23 protein-coding genes and 1 pseudogene are annotated in these 26,904 nt (G+C 35.6%); 16 read left to right on the top strand and 8 right to left on the bottom strand.

From position 1 onward, the window contains the following. Nucleotides 1–130: 130 nt before the first annotated feature. Nucleotides 131–448, bottom strand: a pseudogene (locus CO726_RS20635) (SAM-dependent methyltransferase); the annotation flags it as partial. 174 nt (nucleotides 449–622) lie between these two features. On the opposite strand from CO726_RS20635, the gene CO726_RS20630 reads away from it, so the two are divergent. Genes CO726_RS20630 through CO726_RS20620 form a run of 3 tightly spaced genes read left to right on the top strand, consistent with a single transcriptional unit; the run spans nucleotide 623 to nucleotide 3,305 of the window. Continuing rightward, entirely contained in the window at nucleotides 623–1,813 is a 1,191-nt protein-coding gene (locus tag CO726_RS20630; protein ID WP_000095906.1) for a glycine C-acetyltransferase, read from the top strand. A 44-nt stretch (nucleotides 1,814–1,857) separates the two neighbouring features. Beyond that, on the top strand, nucleotides 1,858–2,823 hold the full coding sequence (locus CO726_RS20625; RefSeq protein WP_099685529.1) for an L-threonine 3-dehydrogenase: 966 nt from the start codon (nucleotides 1,858–1,860) through the stop codon (nucleotides 2,821–2,823). 59 nt (nucleotides 2,824–2,882) lie between these two features. Continuing rightward, a complete protein-coding gene (locus CO726_RS20620) occupies nucleotides 2,883–3,305 on the top strand; it encodes an NUDIX hydrolase (RefSeq protein ID WP_099685528.1) in 423 nt (140 codons plus the stop codon). Nucleotides 3,306–3,343: 38 nt separating this feature from the next. Here the strand turns inward: CO726_RS20620 and CO726_RS20615 are convergent, their stop codons facing one another. The 3 genes from CO726_RS20615 to CO726_RS20605 all read right to left on the bottom strand — a co-directional run bounded on the left by CO726_RS20615 (nucleotide 3,344) and on the right by CO726_RS20605 (nucleotide 7,781). Then, a complete protein-coding gene (locus tag CO726_RS20615; RefSeq protein WP_099685527.1) occupies nucleotides 3,344–5,227 on the bottom strand; it encodes a vWA domain-containing protein in 1,884 nt (627 codons plus the stop codon). A 3-nt stretch (nucleotides 5,228–5,230) separates the two neighbouring features. Beyond that, a complete protein-coding gene (locus tag CO726_RS20610) occupies nucleotides 5,231–6,124 on the bottom strand; it encodes an ATP-binding protein (RefSeq protein ID WP_099685526.1) in 894 nt (297 codons plus the stop codon). A 127-nt stretch (nucleotides 6,125–6,251) separates the two neighbouring features. Continuing rightward, entirely contained in the window at nucleotides 6,252–7,781 is a 1,530-nt protein-coding gene (locus CO726_RS20605; RefSeq protein WP_099685525.1) for a cardiolipin synthase, read from the bottom strand. A 136-nt stretch (nucleotides 7,782–7,917) separates the two neighbouring features. Here CO726_RS20605 and CO726_RS20600 point away from each other — a divergent pair, with 136 nt between their 5' ends. The 3 genes from CO726_RS20600 (at nucleotide 7,918) to CO726_RS20590 (ending at nucleotide 10,758) form a co-directional block, all read left to right on the top strand. After that, a complete protein-coding gene (locus CO726_RS20600) occupies nucleotides 7,918–8,190 on the top strand; it encodes a hypothetical protein (RefSeq protein ID WP_245916706.1) in 273 nt (90 codons plus the stop codon). A gap of 28 nt (nucleotides 8,191–8,218) precedes the next feature. After that, nucleotides 8,219–8,560 (top strand): cobalt transporter, encoded by a 342-nt coding sequence (locus CO726_RS20595; protein WP_099685524.1) that lies wholly within the window; start codon nucleotides 8,219–8,221, stop codon nucleotides 8,558–8,560. Nucleotides 8,561–9,051: 491 nt separating this feature from the next. Continuing rightward, complete coding sequence (locus CO726_RS20590) at nucleotides 9,052–10,758, top strand: putative bifunctional diguanylate cyclase/phosphodiesterase (protein ID WP_099685523.1); 1,707 nt, start codon at nucleotides 9,052–9,054, stop codon at nucleotides 10,756–10,758. 28 nt (nucleotides 10,759–10,786) lie between these two features. Here CO726_RS20590 and CO726_RS20585 read toward each other — a convergent pair whose 3' ends face one another. Continuing rightward, entirely contained in the window at nucleotides 10,787–12,184 is a 1,398-nt protein-coding gene (locus CO726_RS20585; RefSeq protein ID WP_099685522.1) for an amino acid permease, read from the bottom strand. Nucleotides 12,185–12,634: 450 nt separating this feature from the next. On the opposite strand from CO726_RS20585, the gene treR reads away from it, so the two are divergent. The 3 genes from treR to treC all read left to right on the top strand — a co-directional run bounded on the left by treR (nucleotide 12,635) and on the right by treC (nucleotide 16,588). After that, nucleotides 12,635–13,345 carry a trehalose operon repressor gene (gene treR / locus CO726_RS20580; protein ID WP_099685521.1) on the top strand — a complete coding sequence of 237 codons (711 nt, stop codon included), beginning with the start codon at nucleotides 12,635–12,637 and terminating at the stop codon, nucleotides 13,343–13,345. A gap of 140 nt (nucleotides 13,346–13,485) precedes the next feature. Further along, nucleotides 13,486–14,913, top strand: a complete 1,428-nt coding sequence (gene treP / locus CO726_RS20575; protein WP_099685520.1) for a PTS system trehalose-specific EIIBC component — start codon at nucleotides 13,486–13,488, stop codon at nucleotides 14,911–14,913. A gap of 13 nt (nucleotides 14,914–14,926) precedes the next feature. Continuing rightward, nucleotides 14,927–16,588, top strand: a complete 1,662-nt coding sequence (gene treC / locus CO726_RS20570; RefSeq protein WP_099685519.1) for an alpha,alpha-phosphotrehalase — start codon at nucleotides 14,927–14,929, stop codon at nucleotides 16,586–16,588. 32 nt (nucleotides 16,589–16,620) lie between these two features. On the opposite strand, the gene gerKC is transcribed toward treC, so the two are convergent. From gerKC to gerKA, 3 genes are read right to left on the bottom strand one after another with little or no spacing between them, the layout of a single operon-like run. Beyond that, the gene (gerKC, locus tag CO726_RS20565; RefSeq protein ID WP_099685518.1) at nucleotides 16,621–17,745 is read right to left on the bottom strand and encodes a spore germination protein GerKC; all 1,125 of its coding nucleotides are present in this window, start codon (nucleotides 17,743–17,745) and stop codon (nucleotides 16,621–16,623) included. Continuing rightward, nucleotides 17,726–18,832 (bottom strand): GerAB/ArcD/ProY family transporter, encoded by a 1,107-nt coding sequence (locus CO726_RS20560; protein ID WP_098761565.1) that lies wholly within the window; start codon nucleotides 18,830–18,832, stop codon nucleotides 17,726–17,728. The genes gerKC and CO726_RS20560 overlap by 20 nt, the downstream gene beginning before the upstream one ends. Further along, nucleotides 18,813–20,315, bottom strand: a complete 1,503-nt coding sequence (gerKA, locus tag CO726_RS20555) for a spore germination protein GerKA (RefSeq protein WP_099685517.1) — start codon at nucleotides 20,313–20,315, stop codon at nucleotides 18,813–18,815. Before gerKA ends, CO726_RS20560 begins: the two co-directional genes overlap by 20 nt. 150 nt (nucleotides 20,316–20,465) lie before the next feature. Between gerKA and CO726_RS20550 the strand changes: the two genes are divergently transcribed. The 7 genes from CO726_RS20550 (at nucleotide 20,466) to CO726_RS20515 (ending at nucleotide 26,871) form a co-directional block, all read left to right on the top strand. Beyond that, nucleotides 20,466–21,152 carry a CPBP family intramembrane glutamic endopeptidase gene (locus tag CO726_RS20550; protein ID WP_099685516.1) on the top strand — a complete coding sequence of 229 codons (687 nt, stop codon included), beginning with the start codon at nucleotides 20,466–20,468 and terminating at the stop codon, nucleotides 21,150–21,152. Nucleotides 21,153–21,175: 23 nt separating this feature from the next. Continuing rightward, a complete protein-coding gene (locus CO726_RS20545) occupies nucleotides 21,176–22,147 on the top strand; it encodes a phosphotransferase enzyme family protein (RefSeq protein WP_099685515.1) in 972 nt (323 codons plus the stop codon). 157 nt (nucleotides 22,148–22,304) lie between these two features. Then, entirely contained in the window at nucleotides 22,305–23,765 is a 1,461-nt protein-coding gene (locus tag CO726_RS20540; RefSeq protein WP_099685514.1) for an alanine/glycine:cation symporter family protein, read from the top strand. A gap of 135 nt (nucleotides 23,766–23,900) precedes the next feature. Continuing rightward, nucleotides 23,901–24,629, top strand: coding sequence for an amino acid ABC transporter ATP-binding protein (locus CO726_RS20530; protein ID WP_169513059.1), 729 nt, complete (start codon nucleotides 23,901–23,903; stop codon nucleotides 24,627–24,629). Nucleotides 24,630–24,641: 12 nt separating this feature from the next. Beyond that, on the top strand, nucleotides 24,642–25,469 hold the full coding sequence (gene glnH / locus CO726_RS20525; RefSeq protein ID WP_000916482.1) for a glutamine ABC transporter substrate-binding protein GlnH: 828 nt from the start codon (nucleotides 24,642–24,644) through the stop codon (nucleotides 25,467–25,469). A 100-nt stretch (nucleotides 25,470–25,569) separates the two neighbouring features. Continuing rightward, nucleotides 25,570–26,226: an amino acid ABC transporter permease gene (locus CO726_RS20520; RefSeq protein WP_099685512.1), complete on the top strand. Its 657-nt coding sequence runs from the start codon at nucleotides 25,570–25,572 to the stop codon at nucleotides 26,224–26,226. Continuing rightward, a complete protein-coding gene (locus tag CO726_RS20515) occupies nucleotides 26,227–26,871 on the top strand; it encodes an amino acid ABC transporter permease (RefSeq protein ID WP_099685511.1) in 645 nt (214 codons plus the stop codon). The last annotated feature ends 33 nt before the right edge of the window (nucleotides 26,872–26,904 follow it).

The following is a 26,904-nucleotide window of genomic DNA, read 5'->3' as shown; positions in this document are numbered from 1 at the left end:
CTTCCTCAAACAAGCGGAAAAGAACCGCTCGTTTGAGGAAGAAAATCGAAAAAATAACAAAAGCCACGAAGAAAATAAATTTTCTCTGTGGCTTTTAGTCATTTAAAGGAGCTTTTGGGACAACTCCTTTTTATTTTTCGCAAGAGAATAAGAGGAAGAGGGGAATTCGTAAACGTCGTTCATATTCTTCTTCGCTCTGAAAATAAGTTTGATTTGGTGTAGCTTCTTTTAAGGATGTAATTGTAAATCCGGCTTGTTGTAACAATGTGAAATACTCTTCTGTTGTGCGATGATATTTAATAACATCCTGGTCAATCCATGGTTCAACCCGTTTGCCTAGTTTAAAATAATCATCGACGAGCCAGCTAGTTCTTTTACCACTCATTTGTAAGCTTTCAAATGAAGAGGTAATAATAGGATGTTGAACGCTAAAAGTAAAGGTTTCATATATGAAAAGTAAATGATAGATTTCTTGTAATGAATCATATATAATCTAGAATTGTAAGCGGTTACTTTTAACTATTTTTCTATAATAAATTCTGAAAACGTGTTAAGCTAGTAGAGGGATTATTAGAACTATTAAGACAATAATTCGCTTACATGAACGATGGGAGGCTTCACGATGTCTAGTAAAACACTTGCAAAATTTTTAGAAGAAAATTTAGAGGATTTAAAATCAAAGGGGCTTTATAACGTAATTGATCCGCTTGAGAGTTCAAATGGACCGATCATTACAATTGGCGGAAAAGAATATATTAACTTATCTTCAAACAACTATCTTGGATTAGCAACAGATAGCCGTTTGCAAGAAGCAGCAATTGGCGCGATTCATAAGTACGGCGTTGGAGCAGGAGCTGTTCGTACAATTAACGGTACTTTAGATTTGCATATTAAATTAGAAGAGACAATTGCAAAGTTTAAACATACAGAAGCAGCAATTGCTTACCAATCAGGATTTAACTGTAATATGGCAGCGATTTCAGCCGTTATGGATAAAAATGATGCGATTCTTTCAGACGAATTAAACCACGCTTCTATTATTGATGGTAGTCGTCTATCAAAAGCAAAAATTATTGTTTATAAACATTCTGATATGGAAGATTTACGCCAAAAAGCAATCGCGGCGAAAGAATCAGGTCTTTACAATAAATTAATGGTAATTACAGACGGTGTCTTCTCAATGGATGGAGATGTTGCGAAATTACCAGAAATTGTTGAGATTGCAGAAGAATTAGATTTAATGACATATGTAGACGATGCACACGGTTCAGGTGTACTTGGAAAAGGTGCAGGAACTGTAAAGCACTTCGGTCTGTCTGATAAAGTTGATTTCCAAATTGGTACATTATCAAAAGCAATTGGGGTAATTGGTGGATATGTAGCAGGAAAACAAAACTTAATTGATTGGTTAAAAGTTCGTTCACGTCCATTCTTATTCTCTACAGCATTAACACCAGCTGATGCAGCAGCTTGCATGAGATCAATTGAAATCTTAATGGAAAGCACAGAATTGCATGATCGTCTGTGGGAAAATGGCCGCTATTTAAAACAAGGATTAAAAGAACTTGGCTTTAACATCGGAGAAAGTGAAACGCCAATTACACCTTGTATTATTGGTGATGAAGTATTAACACAAGAATTTAGTAAACGTCTAAATGAAGAAGGCGTATATGCAAAATCTATCGTGTTCCCAACTGTAGCTAAAGGAACGGGACGCGTTCGTAATATGCCTACAGCAGCTCATACGAAAGAAATGTTAGATGAAGCAATTCGTAAGTATGAAAAAGTAGGGAAAGAAATGGGCATCATTTAAGTAACGACATCTTTTGAATAGCTTGCAAATGAGGAGTGGGGAAAATGAGAAAAATTCTAGTAACCGGTTCTTTAGGGCAAATTGGTTCTGAACTAGTAATGAAACTTCGTGATGTATACGGCGCATCAAATGTTATTGCAACAGATATTCGTGAAACAGATAGTGAAGTAGTAACGTCTGGTCCATTTGAAACGTTAGATGTAACAGATGGACAAAAACTACATGATATCGCAAAGCGTAATGAAGTAGATACAATTATTCATTTAGCAGCTTTACTTTCAGCAACAGCAGAAAAAAATCCGTTATTTGCTTGGAATTTAAATATGGGTGGACTTGTAAATGCATTAGAAGCAGCTCGTGAATTAAACTGTAAATTCTTCACGCCAAGTTCTATCGGTGCATTCGGTCCATCAACGCCGAAAGATAATACGCCACAAGATACAATTCAGCGTCCTACTACGATGTATGGGGTAAACAAAGTAGCAGGAGAATTACTATGCGATTATTATCATCAAAAGTTTGACGTTGATACGCGCGGTGTACGTTTCCCGGGTTTAATTTCTTACGTAGCTCCTCCAGGAGGCGGAACAACTGACTATGCAGTTGAAATTTATTATGAGGCGATTAAAAAAGGCACATACACCTCATACATTGCAGAAGGAACATACATGGATATGATGTATATGCCAGATGCTTTACAAGCGATCATTTCATTAATGGAAGCTGATCCAAGTAAACTTGTGCATAGAAACGCGTTCAATATTACAGCAATGAGCTTTGAGCCAGAGCAAATCGCAGCGTCAATTCGTAAACACATCCCGACGTTTACAATGGATTACGCTGTAGATCCTGCTCGTCAAACAATCGCTGATAGCTGGCCAAATTCTATTGATGCAACAGCAGCAATGAAAGAGTGGGGCTTTAAAGCAGAATACAATTTAGACAAAATGACAACGGACATGTTGGCTAAGTTAAAAAAAAAGCTCACAGCTGAGTTAGTGATGAATTAATAGGAAGAGCCGATTCTTAGGAATTGGCTCTTCATTATTTTTGGAGGGAGAGAAGTCTCATGCAAAGAGTTGACGTCGTATATGCGCTAATACATGACGAAGAAACAGATAAAATATTAATGGTACATAATGTAGAACAAAACGTTTGGTCATTGCCAGGCGGGGCTGTGGAAAAAGGTGAAATATTAGAGGAAGCACTAATAAGAGAAGTGAAAGAAGAGACAGGTTTAATTGCTGTGGAAGGTGGAATTGTTGCGATCAATGAAAAATTCTTTGAAGAATCAGGGAATCATGCGCTATTTTTTACATTCCGAGCGAATGTAGTAACAGGTGAACTTATTGCAGAAGATGAAGAGGAAATTTCTGCAATAGAGTGGGTGGATCGAGCAATCGCAAATGAACGATTCCCATTCTACGATGGAGGATTCGAGTCATTATTAGAAGTAGCCATTCCATACAAGTTTCAGCCAGAAACAAAGTGATTGAAAGAAAAAAACAGGAGCGCAAGGCTCCTGTTTTTCTATTCAATCGTCTTCAGTAATAACTTTTTCAATAGTGGTTTAATCTTCAAACGTAAATCTTCAGCGTGATTTGCAACTAGGAAGTGATGGTTATAAATGTTCTTCATTAATTGATAAGTTGCTTCTTTCGCTTCGCCTTCTTCGATGAAGATTCCGATTACTTCCATACCACTTTTACGAGCAAGTTTGACAGCTTCATGCGTATCTAAAATACCGTCTTGTTGATAGTCTAAAGCAGAAGGCTCGCCGTCTGTAAATACAAGTAAGAATTTATGCTTTTCTGGTCTTTTGGCAAGCTTTTCAGAAACGATACGAATAATATATCCATCACGATTATCTTCTTCTTCGCGAAGCTGCATAATTTCGGGACCAACGTTTGGTAACGTTGAGTTTTTATACGTTACAACTTCATGGATAACGTTCGGCTTATCTTCAGGCTTAGCACTAGAAGCATCTTCCCAAAATCCGCTAATAGCGTGCGGGATTTTTAAAGATTTCAATGCTTCGTGGAATAGGACCACACTCTTTTTCGTTTCTTCCATTTTGTTATACATAGAACCAGAGCAGTCAACTAGTAATTGGAATGCAACGTCGAGCTCTTGTGATTCTTGCCCTTTTTTATAAAACATGCGAGGCTGCTTTTCAGTATAAATACGAAGGAATTTCTTACGAAGTCTTCCGTAATATTTATCACTATTTGCATTCGTTTTATTTTCAATCGTTTTTTCGATAATTTTCTTTAATTCTTTTACATCTTTATTAACGACTGATTTGATAGCTTGGTAATCCTTTTTCTCATCGGTATTTGCTTTGCGAGCTTCTTTAAATGTATGAGAAGCACCTACATTATACTTACCGTATGCACCGTCGTTTTGACTAGAAGCGTGTGAAGCTCTTGCTTCCTCTGTATCAGCGCCATCAAAGTTGGATTGTGTACTTTTTTGAGAAGTACCTTGTACAGAACCAAGTGCTTGGTCGCCATCTTCTGATTCACGAGCAGTATCGCCCATCATGTTTGTTTTTGTTCCGCTTTCTAATTCAAAGCGTAAAAAGTTCTCGTTTTCGTTATTTTTATTTTCACGATGCCATGTGGAGAAACTTTCATCCATTTTGTTTTTATTTTCATCGTCATCTATGAGTTGCGTATCATCATTTGCTAAATCTTCGACGCGACAGTTCTTTTCGTCTGCAATGACAGATAAATAAAGCGGAGCATGTCCGAAATAATTATTAAGCATATCACTTTCAAGAAGTCCTTCTAAACGATAGCGAATTTTTTCAACGATATACATAATATCTTCCGTATTACGAGCTTGGAATGTTTCATGCAAAATTGCTTCAATTTGCTCGAAATATTCATTATTAAACATTTCATATTTATCGCTCGTTAATGAAAGATAGCATAGACAAAATAGACGATCACCGTGATAGTTACGAACGCGATTGATTTCATTTTGTGAGCCAAAGTAATTGCGATACATTTCTTTTCTTCTTTTAAAAACATGCTTTGTGCCAGGGCGTAAGTTTTTGACGATTTCCTCAACCCGTAAATCTTCTAATAGAACAAATAATTGTGTTAAAAACTTTTTTAAGGGTGAGTCTTGTAAGTCAATCGCATAAGAACGAATTAAAGTCATGTCCGAGTAATGTTTATTACCAAGTGCTTTTAAAAACACTTCGCTTTTTAATCCGATTACTGTATCCTCTTCTTTTCGATCATCCCAAAAGTGACTAATGACAACCTTTTTTTCAATTTCGTCGTAGTATGCTTTATAGCCATACTCAAGGTAGGCATCGTCTTCTTTTAGAAGAGCATACATTAAGTTTTCCATTTGTAGAAACAGCGACGCATCAATTTTTTTGTCACTAAAAATTTGTCTCATGAATTATCCCTCAAAGAAATAACTTTCTGCTAATTCACGGACAGTCATTTGTTCTGTTTCATCGTTTAATTTTGCGATAATGCTTCGTTCGATAGCGCGCATAACAGGAATATATACGCCTAAATCACATGCGTCGATAATGCCACGAATACTTGCTGCTTCTTCACTTACACGTCCATCACGAGCTAAAGGCATAAGGTCGCTTGCAAATGCAACGAACTTTTCAATTGTTGCAACATCTTTTAATTTTGATTCAGCTAATAATAGTTCTTTTAATGTATCACCTTGAATGTAAGGAACTTCAATAATAACGAAACGGTTTTTTAACGCTTCGTTTAGTTCACTTGTTCCAACATAGCCCTCATTAATTGCAGCGATTACACGATATTCATCATCACCGTATACAACTTCTTGTGTAAACGGGTTTGTAATCATTTTACGGTAATCTAATGCGCCGTGAAGAAGTGGTAACGTTTCAGGTTTTGCCATATTGATTTCATCAATATATAGGAAATGGCCGTTCTTCATAGCTTTCATAAGAGGACCGTTAACGAATGTAACTTCAGATGCGCCTTCTTTCGTTTGTAATGTGTTGTATCCTAAAATACCTTCTACATCTAGGTCAACAGAACAGTTAATGCTATGCATTGGCTTTTGGAATAAAGAAGAAAGAGTTTCTGCTAGTACCGTTTTACCACTACCAGTCGGTCCTTTTAATAGAATATTTTTGCCAAGAAGAAGTGCTGTAATGGCATCTTCAATAATGCTATTATCAGATGCTTTATATATTTTCTTTCCAATTAAATGTGCATTTTCACCAGCTTCTTGCTTATTCTTTTCGTGAATTGTAGAAAGTTGCTGTTTTAAATCAGCATGTATATGAAATTGTTCTAACATGTATTTCCCACCTAACATTATTTTCATAAAGTAATACACCTTATGATAACTTGTTTTAATATGGTATGCAAAGAAAAGGGGAGAGGACAAATATAAAAGAAAAAGCAATCAATAGTACATTGATTGCTTATAGTAAAGGAGAAATGAGTCGCATAAAAGACTCCAATATTCGTTTTTTTATACTTCTTTTTTGGAAAGAGTTCCATTTAATTTCAGTGGAATGCTTAAAGTCTTCTTCAAAATCATGTTTAATATCATGAACTGTTTCAGATTCATAAAGTACGCTAATAATTTCATAATTTAATTCAAAGCTACGTACATCCATATTTGCTGTTCCAATGGTTGCAATTTTATCGTCAACGAGTACAATTTTTGCGTGCATAAATCCATCTTTATAACTGTAAATAGAAGCACCAGCTTTTAAAAGTGGAGTGAAATAGGATTGAGACGCTTGATCGCTAATAATACTGTCACTCTTACCAGGATATAAAATGCGTACATCTATGCCAGATATTGCACTTAAACGTAATAATGTTAAAGTTTCTTGATCCGGAATAAAGTATGGTGTAGCGATCCAAATAGATTTTTTGGCAGATCCCATAACAGCTAGTAAGGTATTACGAATACTTTTATCATCTGAGCTTGGTCCGCTTGCTACAATTTGAACGGCACCTTCTGCACTTGAAATTTCTTTACCTGGGAAGTATTGTCTATTCATAAATTGATCCCAAGAATAAGTATTCAACCCACTAGATGCATAGAGCCAGTCCTCTAGAAAAATTGCTTGTAATTTATATAGGGCTTTTCCTTCTATTTTTAAATGACTATCACGCCAAACGGGAAATTTTTTTGAACGGCCAAGATATTCATCACCAACGTTGAGTCCCCCAGTAAAACCAATCTCTCCATCTACAATAACGATTTTACGGTGGTTACGATAATTGACAGTTTCAAGTAACCAAGCTGAAAAAATGGGGTCAAATTCAACAATTTCAATACCAGCTTCTTTCATGGGTTTTAAAAAGCGTCTTCTTAACGTATTACTTCCGAGTCCATCATAAAGGAAGCGTACAATAACACCGTCTTTTGCTTTTTTTATTAAAGCATCTCGAACTTTTGTACCAATCTCATCAGATTTATAAATATAGTATTGAATATGTATGTGATGTTTTGCTTGCTCGATAGCTTGCAAAATTTCTGAGAATGTTTGATCACCATTTGTTAAAAGCTTTGTCGTTGTTTTATCTGCGGCAGGCCCGCCTCCAAATTTTTGTACGACTTCTGTTAAATGGGCAGAGCGTTCACTTAATGGGACTTTGAGTGATAACTCTAGTCGTCTTCCTTCTAATATTTCACGGAATAATTTTCTTTGTTCTTCTGAACGATGGAGATGCTTTTTTCTTCTCCAACGGCTACGCCCGAAAATAGAGTATAAAAGCACACCTACAACGGGAAGAAGTGCTAATACTAAAAACCACGCTAAGGTACTTTGAGGAGACCTATTTTCGATAAAAATAACGAATGAAATTCCTACAATTGTGATGGACCAGAGAGCGCCGACAAATGTATATAACGAAATATAAGATGTATTTAATAGGAAAAGAACGATAGATACAATTGTAAATATTAATAGTAATTGAACGATAGGTTTCTTCATTTCTATATAATTCCTCTAATCTTTCTTCAATATAGACTTCCTAAATAGCAGATGTAATGTGACATTTTTATTATAAAGTGTTTTCTGTTTTTTACAAAATGTAGGTATTTCCCCATACGTTCCGCATTTGTCCTACATACAGTGTATTGTTACGTTTTTAAAGAGAAAGGGAGGATATGGTCGTCCAATTGGAAGATTTGGTCACGGAGGTGGTTTTGGTCATGGGGGCTTCCAGGGTGGTTTTGAACACTCGCCGTTTTTTGGCGGAGGTTTTTTTCCAGGATTTGTAGCAGGTGCATTGCTAAGCCCTGGTTTTGGCTATGGGGGATATAGTTATCCGTATTATCAGGATTATTCTTACTATACGGATTATCAACAAGTTCCATATTATTCATACAACACATATTAAAGTGAGAAAATGAAAAGGGGCGGGAAACATGAATTATATAGAAAATAACGGAGTGTATTATCGTAATCAGCATCCTCATGGAGGGCACAACCATAACGGTGGACATCACCACCATGGAGGGCATAATCACTATGATCATCACCACCATCACGGAGGCGGATGGGGCTGGGGTGGGGGCTCATGGGGCGGTGGATTCTTTCCTGGAAGTTTTGCTGGAGGTATGTTAGGTGGGCTTACAGCTGGCGCATTAACGGGGGCAGCAAGTGGAGGCTACTATCCAGCGCCGTACCCAGTAACTTATCCAGCTCCATACCCAGCACCATATCCAACGCCATATCCGGGTTATCAGCAAATACCATATCCGTATTAGACTAAAAAAAGAGGCTTTCCTCTTTTTTTAGTTTAATAAAGTATTTATAAAATACTTCCAAAATAAAGGTAAAAATATGTTAATATTTTGTTATTGTAATTCAAAAACATATATACCAATTTTAATTTTTATATTATTATTCGTGAATAGTTGTATAGTGTGCTCGAATTTCTATTTCACTAGTAAAGTAAAGAGGTTAGATGTGAGCGGGACGAGTAGGAAACAATGGTCGTATAGAGCTAGTTATAAAGGAATGTAAGAGAATGAATAAGGTATAATAAAGTAAGGTAATTATAGCGATAAGAAACTACTATTTACAATTGAAACGGTATTATATTGCTTTTTATTACAAATAATATTATGTTATTTTAATCGTCATATTTCAAAAAGTGATTTATGTAAAGGACGATTATTAGGAAATGAAATATCTCTATTTCTATGGAAAGAAACAAGTTGTGTTTTAGTCAGATAGGAAGCAAGGAGAGATGCGCATGCTAGAACAAAGAGGTCATGCATTATATGACTCTTCATTGCGAGATTTAAAGTTAGCATTAGATGAGTCTTCAATTGTTGCGATTACAGACCGAAATGGTCGTATTACATATGTAAATGATAAGTTTTGTGAAATCTCCAAATATACACGAGAAGAGTTAATAGGGAAAGATCATCGTATTTTAAATTCAGGATATCACCCAAAAACATTTTTTAAAATTCTATGGAAGCGCATTTTGAGCGGAAAAGTATGGAGGGGTGAGATTCGAAATCAAGCAAAAGATGGTACATATTATTGGGTTAAAACAACAATTGTGCCATTTTTAAATGAAAAAGGAGAGCCATATCAATTTATTGCAATCCGAAATGATATTAGTAGTAGGAAAGAAGCAGAACAGAGGTTACGGGTAAGCGAAAGTCGTTATAGGGAGCTTGCGTATCATGATGCTTTAACGAGTTTACCGAACCGATTGCAGTTAATAACGACTGTAAACGAGATGATTGCAGGTAAAAAAGAATTTGGTATGATTTACTTTGATTTGGATCGATTTAAATTAGTAAATGATACGCTAGGTCATATGATAGGGGATTTACTTTTAAGCGAAGTTGCTTCACGGTTGCATTATGTGCTAGGAGAGAAAGATGTTCTGGCTAGGCTGGGTGGCGACGAATTTGTGCTGTTAACAAAAAAACATACACAAGATGAAATGAGGCAGTTAGCGACATCTGTGTTGTCGTGTTTTCAGGCACCTTTTATGCTTGAAGGTCATGAAGTATACATTTCAGCTAGTCTAGGACTGTGCTCATATCCACAAGACGGACAAGATGTGGAAACACTATTGAAAAATTCGGATTTAGCTATGTACAGTGCGAAAGAACAAGGTAGAAATGCAGCGTGTTTCTTTACAGATGAGTTACGTGCGAAAATAAATCGTAGAATGAAAATTGAATTTGCTTTGCAAAAGGCAATTCGTGATGAAGAGTTAGATGTAGCGCTACAGCCTATTATTGATTTGAAAACGAAGAAATATACTGGTATCGAGGCTTTAGCACGTTGTTCGACAGAAGAAGGACCTATTTCGCCAGGCGAATTTATCCCAGTAGCTGAAGAATCTGGGCTTATTATAAAATTAGGAGACTGGGTATTAGAAAAGTCATGTCGCTTGTTTAAAACATTGCCAGAGTATCAAGACGGACTAAAGTTGTCTGTGAATTTATCCATACAACAATTAATGCAAAAACGTTTTATTTTATCGGTACGTAGCATTTTAAGGAGAACTGGCTTTCCACCAAATCGTTTAATTTTAGAAATAACGGAAAGCATTGCTGTTCGTCATTTTGATTATATTATTGCTACATTACAAGAATTAAGAAATATGGGTATTTTAATTGCTTTAGATGACTTCGGAACGGGCTATTCTTCCTTATATTATTTAAAACAACTACCACTGGATATAGTGAAAATTGACCGTAACTTTATTCGTGAATTTCATTATGATCACGCACAGCCAGAGCGAACGATTGTAAAGTCTGTTATTGAAATTGCCCATAGCTTAAATTTAGCAGTAGTTGCTGAAGGGGTAGAAACAGTAGAGCAAGAAAGTTTATTACACTCTATGGGGTGTGACTATGTACAAGGATTTTATTATGCGAAACCTTTATCAGTAGGAGAGTTAAAAGAAAAGTTAATTACAGATTTTGAATAAAAAAGAGAAGCCGGTAGCTTCTCTTTTTTTAATTCATTTTTTGTGAGTTGTTCATTAGTACTGGATAAAGAATAAGACCTAATACGAACAATCCGATTCCTAAGAAGAACGTTTTTAAATCAGCAGTTCCCGTTTTGATAACCCAAATAGAGTATACAAATGCTAATGTAGTAATGATCCCGTCCTTTATTCGAGAGCCAGGCAGTATATCATACGTTTCTCCTGTAATAACTAATTTGAATTGGTACAGCGTAGAAACAAGGTATGGAATTAAATAAGCTAATGTTGCTACAACGATAGCGAAATTATAAGCTTCTGATACAGTACCAGAAATCGTTGAGAATAAGAAAATTTGCGTCATCACATTTGTAATAAATAATGATTTTGAAGGACTACCTTTTTTATTTGTTGTCGCGAACAACTTAGGGAAAAGTCCATTCTTTGCTGCCTGGTAAGGTACTTCTGAACTAACAACGATCCAGCCAACTGTAGATCCAAATAAAGATATAAGTGCAAGTAAAGCCATTATATATGCGCCTTTATTGCCAATTGCTAAATTTAATGCGTCTACTAATGGTTTTTGAGATTCTTTTAAAGCTTCTTGTGGAAGAGCTCCCATTGTAAGTAAAGTAATTGACATGTAAATAATAAGAGCAATAATTAGGCCGAAAATTGTAGCTTTTTTCACATCACGCTGTGATTTTGCGCGGTTAGAAAGCATAACTGCTGATTCGATGCCGATAAACGCCCAAAGTGTTGCAATAGCAGCTGAATTGATTTGTCCACCTAACGAAATCGATTGTCCAGCTTCATTCATAAATGTTTGACCGTCTCCGAAATTAGAAGCGTTGAAAATGAATAATGTAATCACAATAAACATTGTAAATCCGATAATTTTTGCAATGGTAGCAAGAAGATTCATATTTCCAGCTCGATCAATATTTTGAGAAAGAATATATTGAATTCCCCATAACATAAGGCTACATACGAGGAAAGTTAATCCTTTTCCTAGTTCTAGTGAAAATCCATTTATTGAAAAGAGAATTTGCTTACTTTGTAAAACTGGAAAAAATGTTGATAAATATCCAGAAAAGGAAATGATAACAGATGCTGTTGCAGCCCAGTTCGCAGCCCAATATCCCCACGCCATACTATATCCTGCAACTTTACCCGCTTTTTTTGAAGGAAACATTGCTTGAGCGTAACTTTGTGGTCCTGCCTTTAATTCTGGCTTGCGAATTGCTAAATTTCCAAATACGAGGGCGATCATAAATACGCCAAGGCCTGTAATACTCCATGCAAGTGTAGAACCCATTGGACCTGATACTTGTGCTAAATTTGCTGGGAGCATAAATACGCCACCGCCAACCATGTTCCCGATAACAAAAGCTGTTAAAACCCATAATCCCCATTTTTTTGTTTCCATTTTTGTTAACTCCTTTGTAGTAAGTTTTGCGTAAACATCATTTTTTACTAGCTTTTTGGCAATAAAAAAAGAGCCATGTAGATAAAAAATACCTACATGGCTCTTCGCCAAAGCGTAGGTACAACGGGAATAACCCTTGTACCTACGCGTAATTTTTCCGCTAGGTTTCAAGGGTTACGTATGATGATGATGTTTTTGTGCAAATGTAACTACAATTGTTGTATAAGTAAGCATAGTTCTTTGCTCCCTTTCTCCTCTGATTTTGAAGTTAGTATACTACATGTTTTTTTGAATGAAAAGAAAAATATAAAAATTTTTATAAAAATACGTTTTATAGATTAAATATTTACCTGTATTTTTCCTATACTGGAAAATAAGTGAGAGATTGGCAGAAGAGTGTAGCATGGTATAATATATATAGAATTAGAAGGTGACAAGGGGCTATTGTAGATGATGAGTAAGTATGAACAAATTTATACAGAAATCAGTAAGTCTATTGATAATAAGCAATTAAAAGAGGGATGCAAAATCCCATCAGAAACTGAATTAATGAAGCAGTATGAAGCGAGCCGTGGTACTGTAAGAAAAGCTGTAGATTTATTACAAGAGCGTGGATATGTTCAAAAAATACACGGAAAAGGTGTTTTTGTTTTAAAGCGAAAAAACATTGAATTCAACTTTGGTGGTATTGTAAGTTTCCAAGAAGAAAATGAACGTTTAGGGCGCCATTGTATTACAGAAGTCGTGGGAATGGAGAAAGTACAAGCGACAAAAGAGGTTGCAAAGCTGTTAAATGTGAAAGAGAAAACAGAAATAGATCATATTAAACGCGTTCGAAATATTGATGGAGAAAAAGTAATTTTGGATATCAATCATTTTGTATCGGAATATATTCCTGGATTAACGGGTGAAATTGCAGCGGAGTCTATTTATAAATACATTGAGAAAGAACTAGGTCTTCATATTAGTTACTCACAGAGGGTAATTGAAGTGCAGCCATGTACAGAGGACGATAGAAAGTATTTAGATTTAAATGGAACAGACTATGTTGTAGTTGTGAAAAACTTTACACATTTTTATGATGGAAGTCAGTTCGAATATACAGAATCCCGCCATCGTTTAGATATTTTTCATTTTTCGGATGTGGCACGGAGAAAATAAGGAGATGGGACGAAATAACGTTTCATCTCTTTTTTTATAAAAAATTTTAAAACTCGTATATACGAGTGTTGACTAACTTATATATACGAGTTAATATGTAAGTGTAAACGGTATCAAAAAAAGAAAAGAGGGACGGGAATATGGGGAAAGACTATCGTAAAACAGCAGAGGAAGTGTTGCAGTATATTGGTGGGAAAGACAATATTGAACAAGCTGCGCACTGTGTAACGAGGCTCCGTATCGCTTTAAAAGATGAAAGTAAAATAGATAACGATAATTTGCAGTCTGTTTCATTAGTGAAGGGAGCGTTTCATAACGCTGGGGTATTTCAAATTGTAATCGGTCCAGGAGATGTTGATCGAGTATATGCCGAATTGATAACGCTTGCAGGTATGAAGGAAGCGACAGTAGCTGACGTAAAAGATTCCGGAAATCAAAAGTTAAATCCAGCTCAAAAGTTTGTAAAAGTATTTTCAGATGTATTTATGCCGATATTACCAGCAATCGTAACAGCTGGTTTACTAATGGGAATTAACAATCTATTAGGAGCGAAGGACTTATTTTTTGAAGGTAAAAATTTATTAGATGTGTATCCAAACTTAAGTGGGCTTTGGGATTTAATTAATATGATGGCGAATACAGCATTCGTATTCTTACCAGCACTTGTCGGTTGGTCAGCAACGAAGCGTTTTGGTGGTAGTCCGATATTAGGGATTGTTATGGGATTAATGCTTGTGCATCCAGCCTTATTAAACGCGTGGGATTACGGAAAAGCAGCGACTGGTTTAGATGGACAAAAGATTGAGTACTTCGATATTTTAGGACTATTTCAAATTGAAAAAGTAGGGTATCAAGGTCAAATTCTACCGGTTTTAGTAGCAGCATTCGTACTAAGTAAAGTGGAAGTTTTCTTAAAGAAACATGTACCAAATGCAATTCAATTATTAGTTGTACCAATTACAACGATTGTCGTAACAGGGGTGTTAGCATTAGGGATTATTGGTCCAGTTACACGGCATATTGGAGATTTATTAACAGCTGGATTAGTAGGTGTATATGAAACAGTACCAGTAGTTGGAGCAGTATTGTTTGGAGCATTATATGCACCGCTAGTAATTACAGGTATGCATCATATGTTTATTGCTATCGACTTACAATTAATTGCACAGCACGGTGGTACATTCATTTGGCCGATGATTGCTCTTTCTAACATTGCGCAAGGTAGTGCGGCACTTGCGATGTTCTGGATTTCTAAAAATCAAAATGATAAAAGCATGGCATCCACATCAGCGATTTCAGCATATTTCGGTATTACAGAGCCAGCGATGTTTGGTGTAAACTTACGAAATAAATTCCCGTTCTATGCAGCGATTATAGGATCGGCTGTGGCAGCGATATTTATTACGTTAAATGGTGTATTAGCACCTGCTATCGGAATTGGCGGATTACCAGCATTTATTTCTATCATTCCGAAATCGATTCCAATGTTTATTGTAGGAATGGTTATCGCAGTTGTAATCCCGTTTACGTTAACGTGGTTATTTGCAAAACGAGTAAAACAGAAGTAGGAGGAAGTTAAACATGAAGGATTGGCATAAAAGTGTAGTTTATCAAATTTATCCGAAGAGCTTTAATAGCTATTACAATAAAGAAACCGGTGATATAAAAGGGGTTACAGAAAAACTAGATTATTTAAAAGAACTCGGAGTAGATTATATTTGGTTAACACCGATATACCAATCGCCACAAAATGATAATGGATATGATGTAAGTGATTACTACAGTATTGATCCATCTTACGGAACGATGGAAGAGTTTGAAGAGCTTTTAGAAGAAGCAAAGGCACGTAACATTGAAATTATGCTGGATATCGTTGTAAATCATAGTTCGACGGAGCATAAGTGGTTTAAGGAAGCGAAGGAAGATAAAAATAGTCCATATCGTAATTATTACATTTGGCGTGATGAAAAAAATAATTGGCAATCTAAGTTTGGTGGGTCTGCTTGGAAATATGATGAGAAGACAGAGCAATATTTTTTACATCTATTTGATGAGACACAAGCGGATTTAAACTGGGAAAATGAAAAACTTCGTGAAGAAGTATATGATATGATGCGCTTTTGGCTTGATAAAGGGGTAACTGGATTCCGATTAGATGTTATTAATTTAATTTCAAAAGATCAACAGTTTTTAAATGATAACGGAAGTACGGCGACAAGCGATGGCCGTAAATATTATACAGATGGCCCGCGCGTTCATGAATATTTACAAGAGATGAACCGAAATGTTTTTGAAGGGAAAGATGTCATTACAGTTGGAGAAATGTCATCTACGACAATTGATAATTGTATTAAATATTCGAATCCTGATCGTAATGAACTGAGCATGACATTTAGTTTCCACCATTTAAAAGTAGATTATCCGAATGGTGATAAGTGGACGAAAGCGGATTTTGATTTTATTAAATTAAAAGAGATTATGTCTAATTGGCAAATTGAAATGCAAAAGGGCGGCGGATGGAATGCATTATTTTGGTGTAATCATGACCAGCCTCGTATTGTGTCACGCTTCGGTGATGATAGAAAGTACCGAAATGAATCTGCGAAAATGTTAGCGACATCTATGCATATGTTGCAGGGCACACCTTACATTTATCAAGGCGAAGAAATCGGTATGACGAATCCTAAATTCGAGTCTATTGAGCAATATCGAGATGTGGAATCGTTAAATATATATGATATAAAGTTAGAAGAAGGCTTATCAAAAGAAGAGATTATCGGGATTCTAAAACAAAAATCTCGTGACAATTCACGTACTCCGATGCAGTGGAATGAAGAGATAAACAGTGGTTTTACAACAAGTATACCTTGGATTTCAGTGGCTGAAAACTTTACAGAAATAAACGTAGAGAAGGCATTAGAAGATAAGGAATCTGTATTTTATCATTATAAAAAGTTAATTGAACTTAGAAAAACGTATGATGTTCTTACAGAAGGGGAATATGCTATTTTAGATAAAAATCATCCTAAGATTTGGGCATATACACGTACTGTAAATGATGAGGTATTACTTGTTATTAATAACTTTTATGGAGAAGAAATAACGTATTCTGTACCAGCTCATGTTCAATTAGATGAAATGAAACAAGAAGTAATACTGTCGAATTATAAAGATTCCAGCAAGGATATTACAAAACTTAACTTAAGGCCATATGAATCAATTGTATATCGATATACGAAATAAAAAGGTTGTATGCCCGCGTGGCATACAACCTTTTATTTTAAAACACCACTATACAAAATGTTTACTTCTACCTCAGGCTTAAATTTTACTTTTGCATAATCTTTATTCCAATTTTTTTTCTTCCATAAGTCAGGATGATAAGCAATGAGATGTCTACCAATTCCGAAAGCATCACAATTTGCTTTTTGTAACTTTTTCGTTATCTTTTTAGCTTCTTTCGTAAGCTGTTTAGACAGTTCTTTATTTAGTTTTTTTCTTTCATCCATTTTGTAAAGATTATCTCTCGGAGCTTCAAGCGCTATAACTTTTAATTGAAGCTTAATGTGAGCATAAACATTTCCTTTTTTATCTGTTGTTATTTTTAAGTCTCGTTTTAACTTTCGATTGCTAATTTCCATTGTTAAATAATCAGATGTCTTCTCTGATTCATCGCTAGTAAGTTTTTGAGTTATACGGGCACTTGTTCCCATTTTTTCGGTTAATAAAACGAATAAAACAGCTTGTTTCAAAGGTAAATGTCCAGTTAATTTGTCTTTATTAAATAAAGCTAACCCGTTTGTGATAACTTCTTTTCCTTTTATTTTTATAGAAGGGAGGGTAAAATCTTTACCCGGATCTAACATCTTTGTAGCAGCTGTTTCTAAAGTTTCTTTTGGAAACACACTCATATCCTCTAAGCTTTTCACTTTTTTCTTTAGGAAATCTCCAATCAGTAAATTCCCTACTTTCTTTTTTTCTAGTATCTCCGATGTTTCACCATCTACTGCAATAATTTTTACTAAAGCAGTTGGATTTGTTGGGTCTCGAAAACTAACATCTAAATAGGGTAGTATACCCTTTTTTAGAATTTTGGTTCCTAGTAATTGAACACCATATTTAAAATAGCGGATATTTCCAGTCACATTTTTTTTTAGGGCATCGCTTGTATCCCTTATGTTATGCCCGGTTGCTGAATGTATTTCATTCTCGAATGAAGATTGCTCTCCGCTTGAACTTTTTACGAGCTCGACTGTTTGCTGGAGTTTATTCTCTTCCGTAATATCAGATCCAATGCTATAAGCTAACCTTGCCTCCCTTAATGGTTCTTGATCCCAACAGCCAGAAAGGAGGGAACTAGTACATAATATAAAAAGTAATTTAGTTCTTTTTTTGAACATACTGCTCTCCTTTCTTATTCCTTATTACTGAATAAAGTAGAAATAAAAGAGGCAGGACAACGATGAAAATATAGGTGAACTTATCAGTGAAAGTTGAAATTACTTTTAATTCTTCAGGTGTATCTATAAATAAGGCTACACTAAAAGCAATAATACCAATGATTGGAACAGCTTTTTTATGATTAGCAAGATTAAATATATGTCCTACTCCGATTGAAGCAGCGCAATAATAACTAGCGATAGAAGCCACAACGGTTATCATCCATATTGGAATGAATAGTAAATCAGTCCGGTCTATAATCCCAATATGTAAGGAACGTAATAAGTAAGCAACTGGCTCTGGAATGAGTTCAACTTGTTTTGGACTAAATACGATAAAGCAAATCCAAACGGTAAAAGTATAAAAAAGAGTTACAAATCCATTGGCGATAGAAATGGCCTTCAGTTTTGCAATAGAACTCCCATTTACTTTTGGGAAAGCGATAAGAATAATTTCAAAACCATACATGGCTGTAATTGTTTCCTTGGATGCTTGAATTATATTCCACCAGCCGGCTTCTGTAATAGGAAAAATATAAGAGAAATCAGCTCGGGAAAGCCCTAGGGCAATTAAAAGGGCCATTGGAATAATGAGAATAGAGGCCATGACATAAAATCGTACGATGACTTTAAAAGTGTTATAAGCTACATAACAACAAGCTATTGTAAATAGCATGAGAATGGCAGACCAAGGAGTTGCTTGTAAAATCCAAACTTTAATGACATTACAAGCACTTAACATAACCGTCATACCAATAAGGGTAAAATAAAAAACATAAGCAAAGCCCAATAGTTTTCCTAACTTATTACCAAATAGCATACAAACACTTTCATACATATTTGCATCAGGAAATCGTTTTAAGAAAAGCCACATAAGTAAAATAATAAGCTGAATTGCAAGCCCAGCGATGAGAGCGGAAATCCATCCACCACCTTTTGCTATTGAGTGAAGGCGGTTAGGTAGAGAAAGTATACCAACCCCGATCTGGCATTGAATAACGAAAAAGGTAAATTGAGCAAGCGAAATTTTACTTTGCGTGTTTGTCACCGTTCTCATCCTCTCTCGTTACATGCTGGCGCTGCATTTTTTGGGGCTTTGGATCATGAGGCCGTTCCCAAAATGACCAAATTGGGAGTCTTACGAAAGAATCTTTCATATCTTTTATTCGCATTGGAGCAATAGGAGAAAGATATGGTGTATGAAAAGAATGAAGCTGACATAAATGAACAAAAGTTATAATCAAGCCAAATGAAATTCCTACATATCCGAATATAGCAGCAAGAATCATTAATGGAAAACGAAGAATCCGAACTGCTGAACTCATATCGTTTGATGGGACAAGAAAAGATGAAATTGCAGTTAAAGCTACAACGATAATCATTGTATAAGAAACAAGGCCGGCTTTTACAATTGCATCACCAATTACTAAACCACCTACAATACCGATTGTTTGTCCAACTCGGCTCGGCAGACGAATACCAGCTTCTCGTAACAATTCAAAGATTAATTCCATTAAGAGAGCTTCAAAAATGGGAGGGAGCGGTACTTTCTCTAATGAAGCTTTAATTGTATACACAAGTTCGAGCGGCAACACATCAGGATGAAAAGCGACAGTTGCAATATATAAAGCTGGCAAGAGAAAGGCAATTAAAAAACTTACTAAGCGAATCATTCGGACGAAAGAACCGACAATCCAGCGGTTATTATAATCATCTGGTGATTGGTAGAAAGCGAATAACGTAACAGGTACGATGAGCGCTGTTGGATCTCCGTCAGATAAAATAGCAATCCGTCCTTCCATTAAATTTGCTGCGACTCTATCTGGACGCTCTGTATTTAATTGCTGCGGAAATGGTGAGAAAGACGTATCCTCTATAAATTCTTGTATATATCCTGGAGGCATAAGCGCATCTGTCTTAATCGTTTCTAACCTTCTTTTTACTTCTGTAACTAAATCGTCATTCGCTATGTTTTGCATATAAGCAATTGCCACTTTCGTATGCATTTCTTCACCAAGTGTGAAATATTTAACGACAATATTTGGACTTTTTATGAGTTTACGAATGGAAGCTAAATTGGTTGCTAAATCTTCTACAAAACCAGTATGTGGTCCACGTACAATGCCTTCATTATCAGGCTCTGCTATATCTCTCTTTAAAGATAAAGTTGTTTCGAAAATACAAAAGCTATCGACATTTTCATGAAAATATAAGGATTTACCTTGTAATAAAAGTTGTACACCGTAATTTAAATTTGTTTCTTTTTTCATATTTAGCGTAGAAAAAGCTTTATCTAAAGGTAAATCTGGCCGAGTTAATAAAGGCTCAACAGCTAATTGATGAATTAAATTTGGGTCGGCTAAAGATTCGATATATAAGATCGTTCCTTTTCCATTTTGAAAAGGGAGATCTAATTTTTTTATGTCATCAGAATGGGAAAGTTTATTTTCAATGTAATTAATGTTCTCCGGAAGTGATGGAAACATATGCTTTTGATTCTTACTCTTTTGTTCGTCTTTGTAATCTGCCATAATTTCCACCTCTTTTAGAATAAAGTCACTTCTGTTAATTTTTGTTTTTTGTGAGAAATTTATGCTTGGATTATTTAAAAGAAGAGGATTGAAAGTTACGTTGCGTCATCTTTTATACTTAAGGAAACACGGAGTAGAGGGATGGTGTATATGATTTTGAAAAGTATGTGGGGATGGAAAGAAATTTTATATTTATTTGTGTTTGTATTCATTATTGTTCCAGTAACAATTGAAGCTCTTTTTTATGATTATGCTTTAAAAATAATAGGTAAATCATTATATGCTGGGGTATTAATGGGACTTATAATGGCAGTGATATTTACTACTGTAGTATATCTTTTTTGTATAAAAAGATATAACCTATCGTGGAAAGATATTGGAGTTAGGAAACTTTCATGGAAGGATTTATTATGGACATTTGTAGCGGTTATTTTCTTAATTGTAGTTAGTGTTGCTATATTAATGATAATGGAGAAAGTGGGCATTTCTTTTGAAAATAGTAAAACGGAGACGGTCCAAAATGATAAATCAATATATTCATTCTGTATCGCGGTAATTGGAGCGGCAATTATATCACCGATCTATGAAGAGATTTTATATCGAGGTGTTTTTTATACATTTTTTCGTGATAGATATGGTATATGGGGCGGTATGTTTATCAGTTCCATAATATTTACCGTTGTCCATATTCCCACATATAACACATTGCCGGTGAATTTTTTGAGTGGTGTAGTATTTGCCTGGTTATATGAGAAAACAAATTCTATTTTATCGGCTATGATTGTCCACGCATTATTCAACTTTCTAGCAGTACTTTTAACATTTATGTCGAATTAAGAAGATATATAGGAGGGATATATATGGAAATAGCTGTAGAACGTGTTTTTACAAGAGAGATTTTAGTAGGGGCAGCAAAGTCATTTCATGTAACAGTGGAAGAAAATCCACTTGGAGATTTTGAAAATTATATTTTTAAGGCGAAGGGTGATCGTGGTGAAGATTACGTATTACGTTTAACTCACTCTTCTCATCGTTCTAAAAAAGAAGTCGAAGCTGAACTAGATTTTTTACGATATGTTGCGGAGAATGGGGCAAAGGTAGCAGGGCCTCTTTATTCAACGTCTCAAAATCTTGTAGAAGAAATCCGAGCAGAGGATGAAACTTTCTTTTTCGCTTCCTTATTTACATATGCAAAAGGTGAGCAAGTAAAAGGAGAAGAATCGCCTTATTGGGGAGATGTTTATTTTGAAGCATGGGGAAAAGCGATTGGACAACTGCATCGCCTAACAATGAACTATCCTAAAACAGACTATCGTGATACGTGGGAAGAAGACGAGAGCGGGATTGTTAATGAATTAGAAGATGAGAAAGTGAAAAAGATTGCAGCGGTATTAATGGATGAAATTAAGGCTCTTCCAGTCGAAAGAGAAACGTTCGGCCTTATGCACGGTGATATTCATCCAGGTAATTTTCATTATGATGGTAAAGAGCTAACAATCTTTGATTTTGATGATGCGGCTTATAATTACTTCATTCATGATTTGGCAATGGTTCTTTATTACTCCGTCCTTTTTACACCGTGGACAGCGGAGGAGAAGACGACATTCGCTCGTAAACAATTACAAGCATTAAGAAAAGGATACGAATGTGAACATAGGCTGGTGGATAGTTGGTATGAATCGTTACCGTTATTTTTACGTCTACGTGATGTTGGTTTATACGGCACACTTCAAAAGAAGTTTAAGGGGAAAGATATGCCAGATAACTTCCAGAAATTATCTGAAGAATTATATGAAAGGATTATAAGTAAAGAAGCGATTGTGAATATATAATACATTTTGTTCAAAACAAAGTATATAAAACAAATATATACTTTGTTTTTTTATACAAAAATATGTTTGTTTTATTAAAATAATATTGTCATAGATTCGGTATACATTTATAATTTTTATATATTCTGAATATTCTTGATAAAAAGGAGGGGGAATATTGGAAGCTTTCGTAAATTGGTTAAATAATATTGTTTGGAGTCCAGCACTTGTTTATTTATGTTTAGGAGCAGGTTTATATTTTTCTATTCGAACGAGGTTTTTACAAGTAAGGCATGTAGGAGAAATGGTGAAGCTAACATTTAAAGGAGAAAAATCAGAGGCTGGTGTTTCTTCATTCCAAGCGTTAGCACTTTCATTATCAGGGCGCGTTGGGACAGGGAATATCGCTGGGGTAGCAACAGCGGTTGCCTTCGGTGGACCAGGAGCTGTATTTTGGATGTGGGCAGTGGCCTTTTTAGGAGCAGGATCAGCTTATGTAGAATCTACACTCGCACAAATATATAAGACAAAACATCAAGGACAGTTTCGCGGTGGACCTGCTTATTACATTGAAAAAGGCTTAGGTGTGAAATGGTATGCATTAGTATTCGTTGCAGCGACAATTCTTGCAACGGGGCTTTTACTACCAGGTGTGCAAGCAAATAGTATTGCTGTAAGTTTAGAGACAGCTTTTGGAATTAACACTACATTATCAGGGGCTTTATTAGTTGTTGTATTAGCTTTTATCATCTTCGGTGGAGTAAAGCGAATCGTTAACGTTGCACAAGTTGTCGTACCGTTTATGGCAGTTGGTTATATTTTAGTAGCTTGCGTTATTGTTGCTATGAATATTGAAAAATTGCCAGAAGCATTTATGTTAATTATAAGAAGTGCTTTTGCATTAGAGGCGGCTTTCGGTGGTATTATCGGTTTAGCAATTTCTTGGGGAGTAAAACGTGGTATTTATTCCAATGAAGCAGGGCAAGGAACTGGACCACATGCAGCGGCAGCTGCTGAAGTATCGCATCCAGCTAAGCAAGGTTTAGTGCAAGCATTTTCCGTTTACATTGATACATTATTTGTTTGTTCAGCAACAGCATTTATGATGATTATTACAGGCATGTATAACGTATTTGATGCAAGCGGAAAAAACTTTATCGTAAATAAATTAAATGGTGCTCAACCAGGACCGGGATATACACAGGCAGCAGTAGAATCTGTTTTCCCTGGATTTGGAAACGGTTTCGTTGCAATCTCATTACTATTCTTTGCATTTACAACAATTATGGCATATTACTACATTGCAGAAACGAATATCGCGTACTTAAATCGTGAGAAAGACCGCCCTTGGTTGTCTATGGTACTAAAATTTGTCTTTTTAGGTGCTGTATTCTACGGCTGTATAAAAACAGCAGAAACGGCTTGGGCTTTAGGTGATATCGGTGTAGGAATTATGGCATGGGTAAATATCATTGCGATTTTACTATTACAAAAACCTGCATTAGTTGCATTAAAGGATTATGAAAAGCAGAAAAAAGAAGGAAAAGATCCAGTATTCGATCCAGGACCATTAGGAATTAAAAATGCTGATTTTTGGGAGCATGAATACGGGAAAGATAAGAAAGAAGAAGTATCTTAACAGAATAGAAATGAAGGAGCAAAGGGAAATCCCTTTGCTTTTTTATGGGCAAAAATGAAGGGAGAAGTTATTTTTGGGACTGTTTTTGAATATAAAAAGAATGTACATGCTTTGTTAGGGGAAGGGGGGAGTATGTTGATAGAGTTTCGTAACGTAAATAAATATTATGGCAACTTTCAAGTTTTAAAAGATATTAATGTGCAAGTGAAAAAAGGTGAAGTGGTAGTAGTTGTTGGGCCTTCAGGATCAGGGAAAAGTACATTACTTCGATGTATAAACCAGCTAGAGTCAATTACAGATGGAGAGTTAATTGTACAAAATACGGAGGTACACAATGCAAAAACAGATATGAATGAATTACGCCGAAATATTGGAATGGTCTTTCAACATTTTTATTTATATCCACATAAAACGGTTCTTCAAAATATTACACTAGCACCGATTAAAGTAAATAAAATTTCAAAAGAGGAAGCAGAGAAAACAGCGATGGTTTATTTAGAGAAAGTAGGAATTCCAGAGAAGGCTAACGTATATCCACATCAATTATCCGGAGGACAACAGCAACGGGTGGCAATTGCTAGAGGACTTGCGATGCAGCCAGAAATTATGCTATTCGATGAGCCTACGTCTGCTCTTGATCCAGAGATGATTGGAGAGGTACTTGATGTTATGAAAACGCTAGCTAAGGAAGGGATGACGATGGTCGTTGTTACGCATGAAATGGGATTTGCGCGAGAAGTAGCCGATCGAATTTTATTTATGGATGATGGCGAAATCATTGAGGATACAACACCGGCGCAATTTTTTGCGAGTCCTGAACAAGAAAGAGCACGTTTATTTTTAAGTCGAGTGTTAAATCATTAAAGGAGGAATTTTATGCTTAAAATGAAAAAGTTGTTCACCTTAATTGTATTTTCATGTTTATTCGTACTTGTCGTTGCTGGGTGCGGAAGTAAAAAAGATGAGGCGAAAGAAACGAATACGAAGCAAGGCGGGGCCGTTGAGCAAATTAAGAAGCGCGGGAAACTAGTAGTTGGGGTGAAGAATGATACGAACTTATTCGGATTGAAAAATCCTTCAACAGGGCAGGTAGAAGGATTTGATGTTGATGTTGCAAAGGCGCTTGCGAAAAAAATTCTCGGAGATGAAAAGAAATTAGAATTAAAAGAAGTAACGTCTAAAACGCGTATTCCACTACTGAAAAACGGTGACATTGATGCAATTATCGCAACAATGACAATTACGGAAGAACGTAAAAAAGAGGTCGATTTTTCAGATGTATATTTTAAAGCAGGGCAATCGTTACTCGTGAAAAAAGGGAGCGATATTAAAAGTATTGATGATGTGAAAAAGGGCGTGAAAGTGTTAGCAGTAAAAGGTTCAACATCTACAAATAACATTCGCCAAAAATCACCGGAAGCGACTGTTTTAGAATTTGAAAATTACAGTGAGGCATTTACGGCGTTAAAAGCAGGAAAAGGTGATGTTTTAACGACAGATAATGCAATTCTTTACGGCATGGCAAAACAAGATTCAAATTATGAAGTTGTAGGGAAAATTTTTACGGATGAACCGTACGGAATTGCAGTTCAAAAAGGTGCAGATGATTTAACGAAAGAGATTAATAGTTTGCTAAAAGATATGAAGGCGAACGGGGAGTACGACAAACTGTATGAGAAATGGATTGGACAAAAGCAAGAATAGTAAATTGATCTTTTAATTAGTAGAGCCTTATTCCCATTGATAAATAGTAAGAGGATGAGGGATACTCATCCTCTTCTTGTAAAGAAAGAGGGGAGAATATGTGCCTGATTTTTCTATATTAACGAATAACATTGATATGTATTTAGAGGGCTTTAAATATACAGTGATGTCTAGTGTAATTGCATTAATAGGAAGCTTTATTTTAGGAGTAATTTTGGCGGTAATGCGTATTGCACCTATTCGTATTTTAAATTGGTTGGGAGCTGCTATTGTAGAATTTGTAAGAAATATTCCACTTGTATTAATTGCATTCATATTTTATTTCGCTTTACCTGTAATAGGAATTACGTTAAATGGTTTTGTAGCAGGAACAGTTACGCTTACGGTATATACTGCAGCGTTTATTGCCGAGGTCATTCGCGCTGGTATTTTATCAGTCGCGAAAGGCCAAATGGAAGCAGCACGTTCCTCAGGACTGACTTATACGCAAGCAATGTACTATGTTGTTTTACCTCAAGCAATGAAAATCGTAATCCCTCCTTTAGGAAATCAATTTCTCAATTTAGTAAAAAACTCTTCCATACTCGGAATTATCGCTGGTACGGATTTAATGTATCAAGGAGATTTAATTTCAACGAAGACGTTTGTTACGTTCGATGTTTATATATTTGTCGGGATGTTTTATTTAATATTAACAATTCCGCTCAGTATGCTAGTGCGTTATTTAGAAAAACGCTTGGCAAAGGAGGCGGTGTAAATGGATTTTAAGGGAGCTGTAACAGGTGATCATATCCTCTTTTTATTAAAAGGATTACTCATCACATTAGAGGTAGCGCTCGTAGCAATTGTACTTAGCTTTATTATTGGTAGTGTAATAGGGATATTGCGCTACATGAAAATCCCTGTCGTCTCACAAATATTAGGAATTATCGTTGAAGTGATTCGAAACTTACCACTACTTTTAATTATATTTTTCACGTATTTTGCACTTCCAGAAGCAGGCTTGAAATTAGAAATTATAACAGCTACAATTGTTGCTTTAACAATATTTGAAGCAGCAATGATATCTGAAATTGTTCGAAGTGGCCTATTATCTATTGAAAAAGGACAGATTGAGGCCGCAAGATCTTCAGGATTAACGTATGTTCAAGCACTTTGGCATATTATTTTGCCACAAGCATTAAGAAGAATGGTCCCGCCGCTTGTCAGTCAGTTTATTTCATTGCTGAAAGATACATCATTAGCAGTTGTTATATCATTACCAGAGCTTATGCATAATGCTCAAATTATTAGCGGGCAAAATGTAAATTATATGATTCCAACGTTTATAGTAGTAGCTTGTATGTACTTTATCGTAAATTATAGTTTATCAATTTTATCGAGAAGATTAGAACTCCATTAACTCTTACAATATATGTAAGGGTTTTTCCTTGTT

Origin of the sequence: Bacillus fungorum (genome assembly GCF_002746455.1) — a bacterium.
Classification (GTDB): Bacteria; Bacillota; Bacilli; order Bacillales; family Bacillaceae_G; genus Bacillus_A; species Bacillus_A fungorum.
This window is presented reverse-complemented; position numbering and strand designations above follow the sequence as displayed.

What these genes read in the sequence shown, in the direction of transcription:
- treC (WP_099685519.1), top strand. Translation starts at nt 14,927, where the DNA reads ATGAAGGATTGGCATAAAAGTGTAGTTTATCAAATTTATCCGAAGAGC.
- CO726_RS20590 (WP_099685523.1), top strand. Translation starts at nt 9,052, where the DNA reads ATGCTAGAACAAAGAGGTCATGCATTATATGACTCTTCATTGCGAGAT.
- CO726_RS20595 (WP_099685524.1), top strand. Translation starts at nt 8,219, where the DNA reads ATGAATTATATAGAAAATAACGGAGTGTATTATCGTAATCAGCATCCT.
- CO726_RS20585 (WP_099685522.1), bottom strand. Translation starts at nt 12,184, where the DNA reads ATGGAAACAAAAAAATGGGGATTATGGGTTTTAACAGCTTTTGTTATC.
- treR (WP_099685521.1), top strand. Translation starts at nt 12,635, where the DNA reads ATGATGAGTAAGTATGAACAAATTTATACAGAAATCAGTAAGTCTATT.
- CO726_RS20545 (WP_099685515.1), top strand. Translation starts at nt 21,176, where the DNA reads ATGGAAATAGCTGTAGAACGTGTTTTTACAAGAGAGATTTTAGTAGGG.
- CO726_RS20605 (WP_099685525.1), bottom strand. Translation starts at nt 7,781, where the DNA reads ATGAAGAAACCTATCGTTCAATTACTATTAATATTTACAATTGTATCT.
- treP (WP_099685520.1), top strand. Translation starts at nt 13,486, where the DNA reads ATGGGGAAAGACTATCGTAAAACAGCAGAGGAAGTGTTGCAGTATATT.
- CO726_RS20625 (WP_099685529.1), top strand. Translation starts at nt 1,858, where the DNA reads ATGAGAAAAATTCTAGTAACCGGTTCTTTAGGGCAAATTGGTTCTGAA.
- gerKA (WP_099685517.1), bottom strand. Translation starts at nt 20,315, where the DNA reads ATGGCAGATTACAAAGACGAACAAAAGAGTAAGAATCAAAAGCATATG.
- gerKC (WP_099685518.1), bottom strand. Translation starts at nt 17,745, where the DNA reads ATGTTCAAAAAAAGAACTAAATTACTTTTTATATTATGTACTAGTTCC.
- glnH (WP_000916482.1), top strand. Translation starts at nt 24,642, where the DNA reads ATGCTTAAAATGAAAAAGTTGTTCACCTTAATTGTATTTTCATGTTTA.
- CO726_RS20620 (WP_099685528.1), top strand. Translation starts at nt 2,883, where the DNA reads ATGCAAAGAGTTGACGTCGTATATGCGCTAATACATGACGAAGAAACA.
- CO726_RS20550 (WP_099685516.1), top strand. Translation starts at nt 20,466, where the DNA reads ATGATTTTGAAAAGTATGTGGGGATGGAAAGAAATTTTATATTTATTT.
- CO726_RS20615 (WP_099685527.1), bottom strand. Translation starts at nt 5,227, where the DNA reads ATGAGACAAATTTTTAGTGACAAAAAAATTGATGCGTCGCTGTTTCTA.
- CO726_RS20630 (WP_000095906.1), top strand. Translation starts at nt 623, where the DNA reads ATGTCTAGTAAAACACTTGCAAAATTTTTAGAAGAAAATTTAGAGGAT.
- CO726_RS20515 (WP_099685511.1), top strand. Translation starts at nt 26,227, where the DNA reads ATGGATTTTAAGGGAGCTGTAACAGGTGATCATATCCTCTTTTTATTA.
- CO726_RS20610 (WP_099685526.1), bottom strand. Translation starts at nt 6,124, where the DNA reads ATGTTAGAACAATTTCATATACATGCTGATTTAAAACAGCAACTTTCT.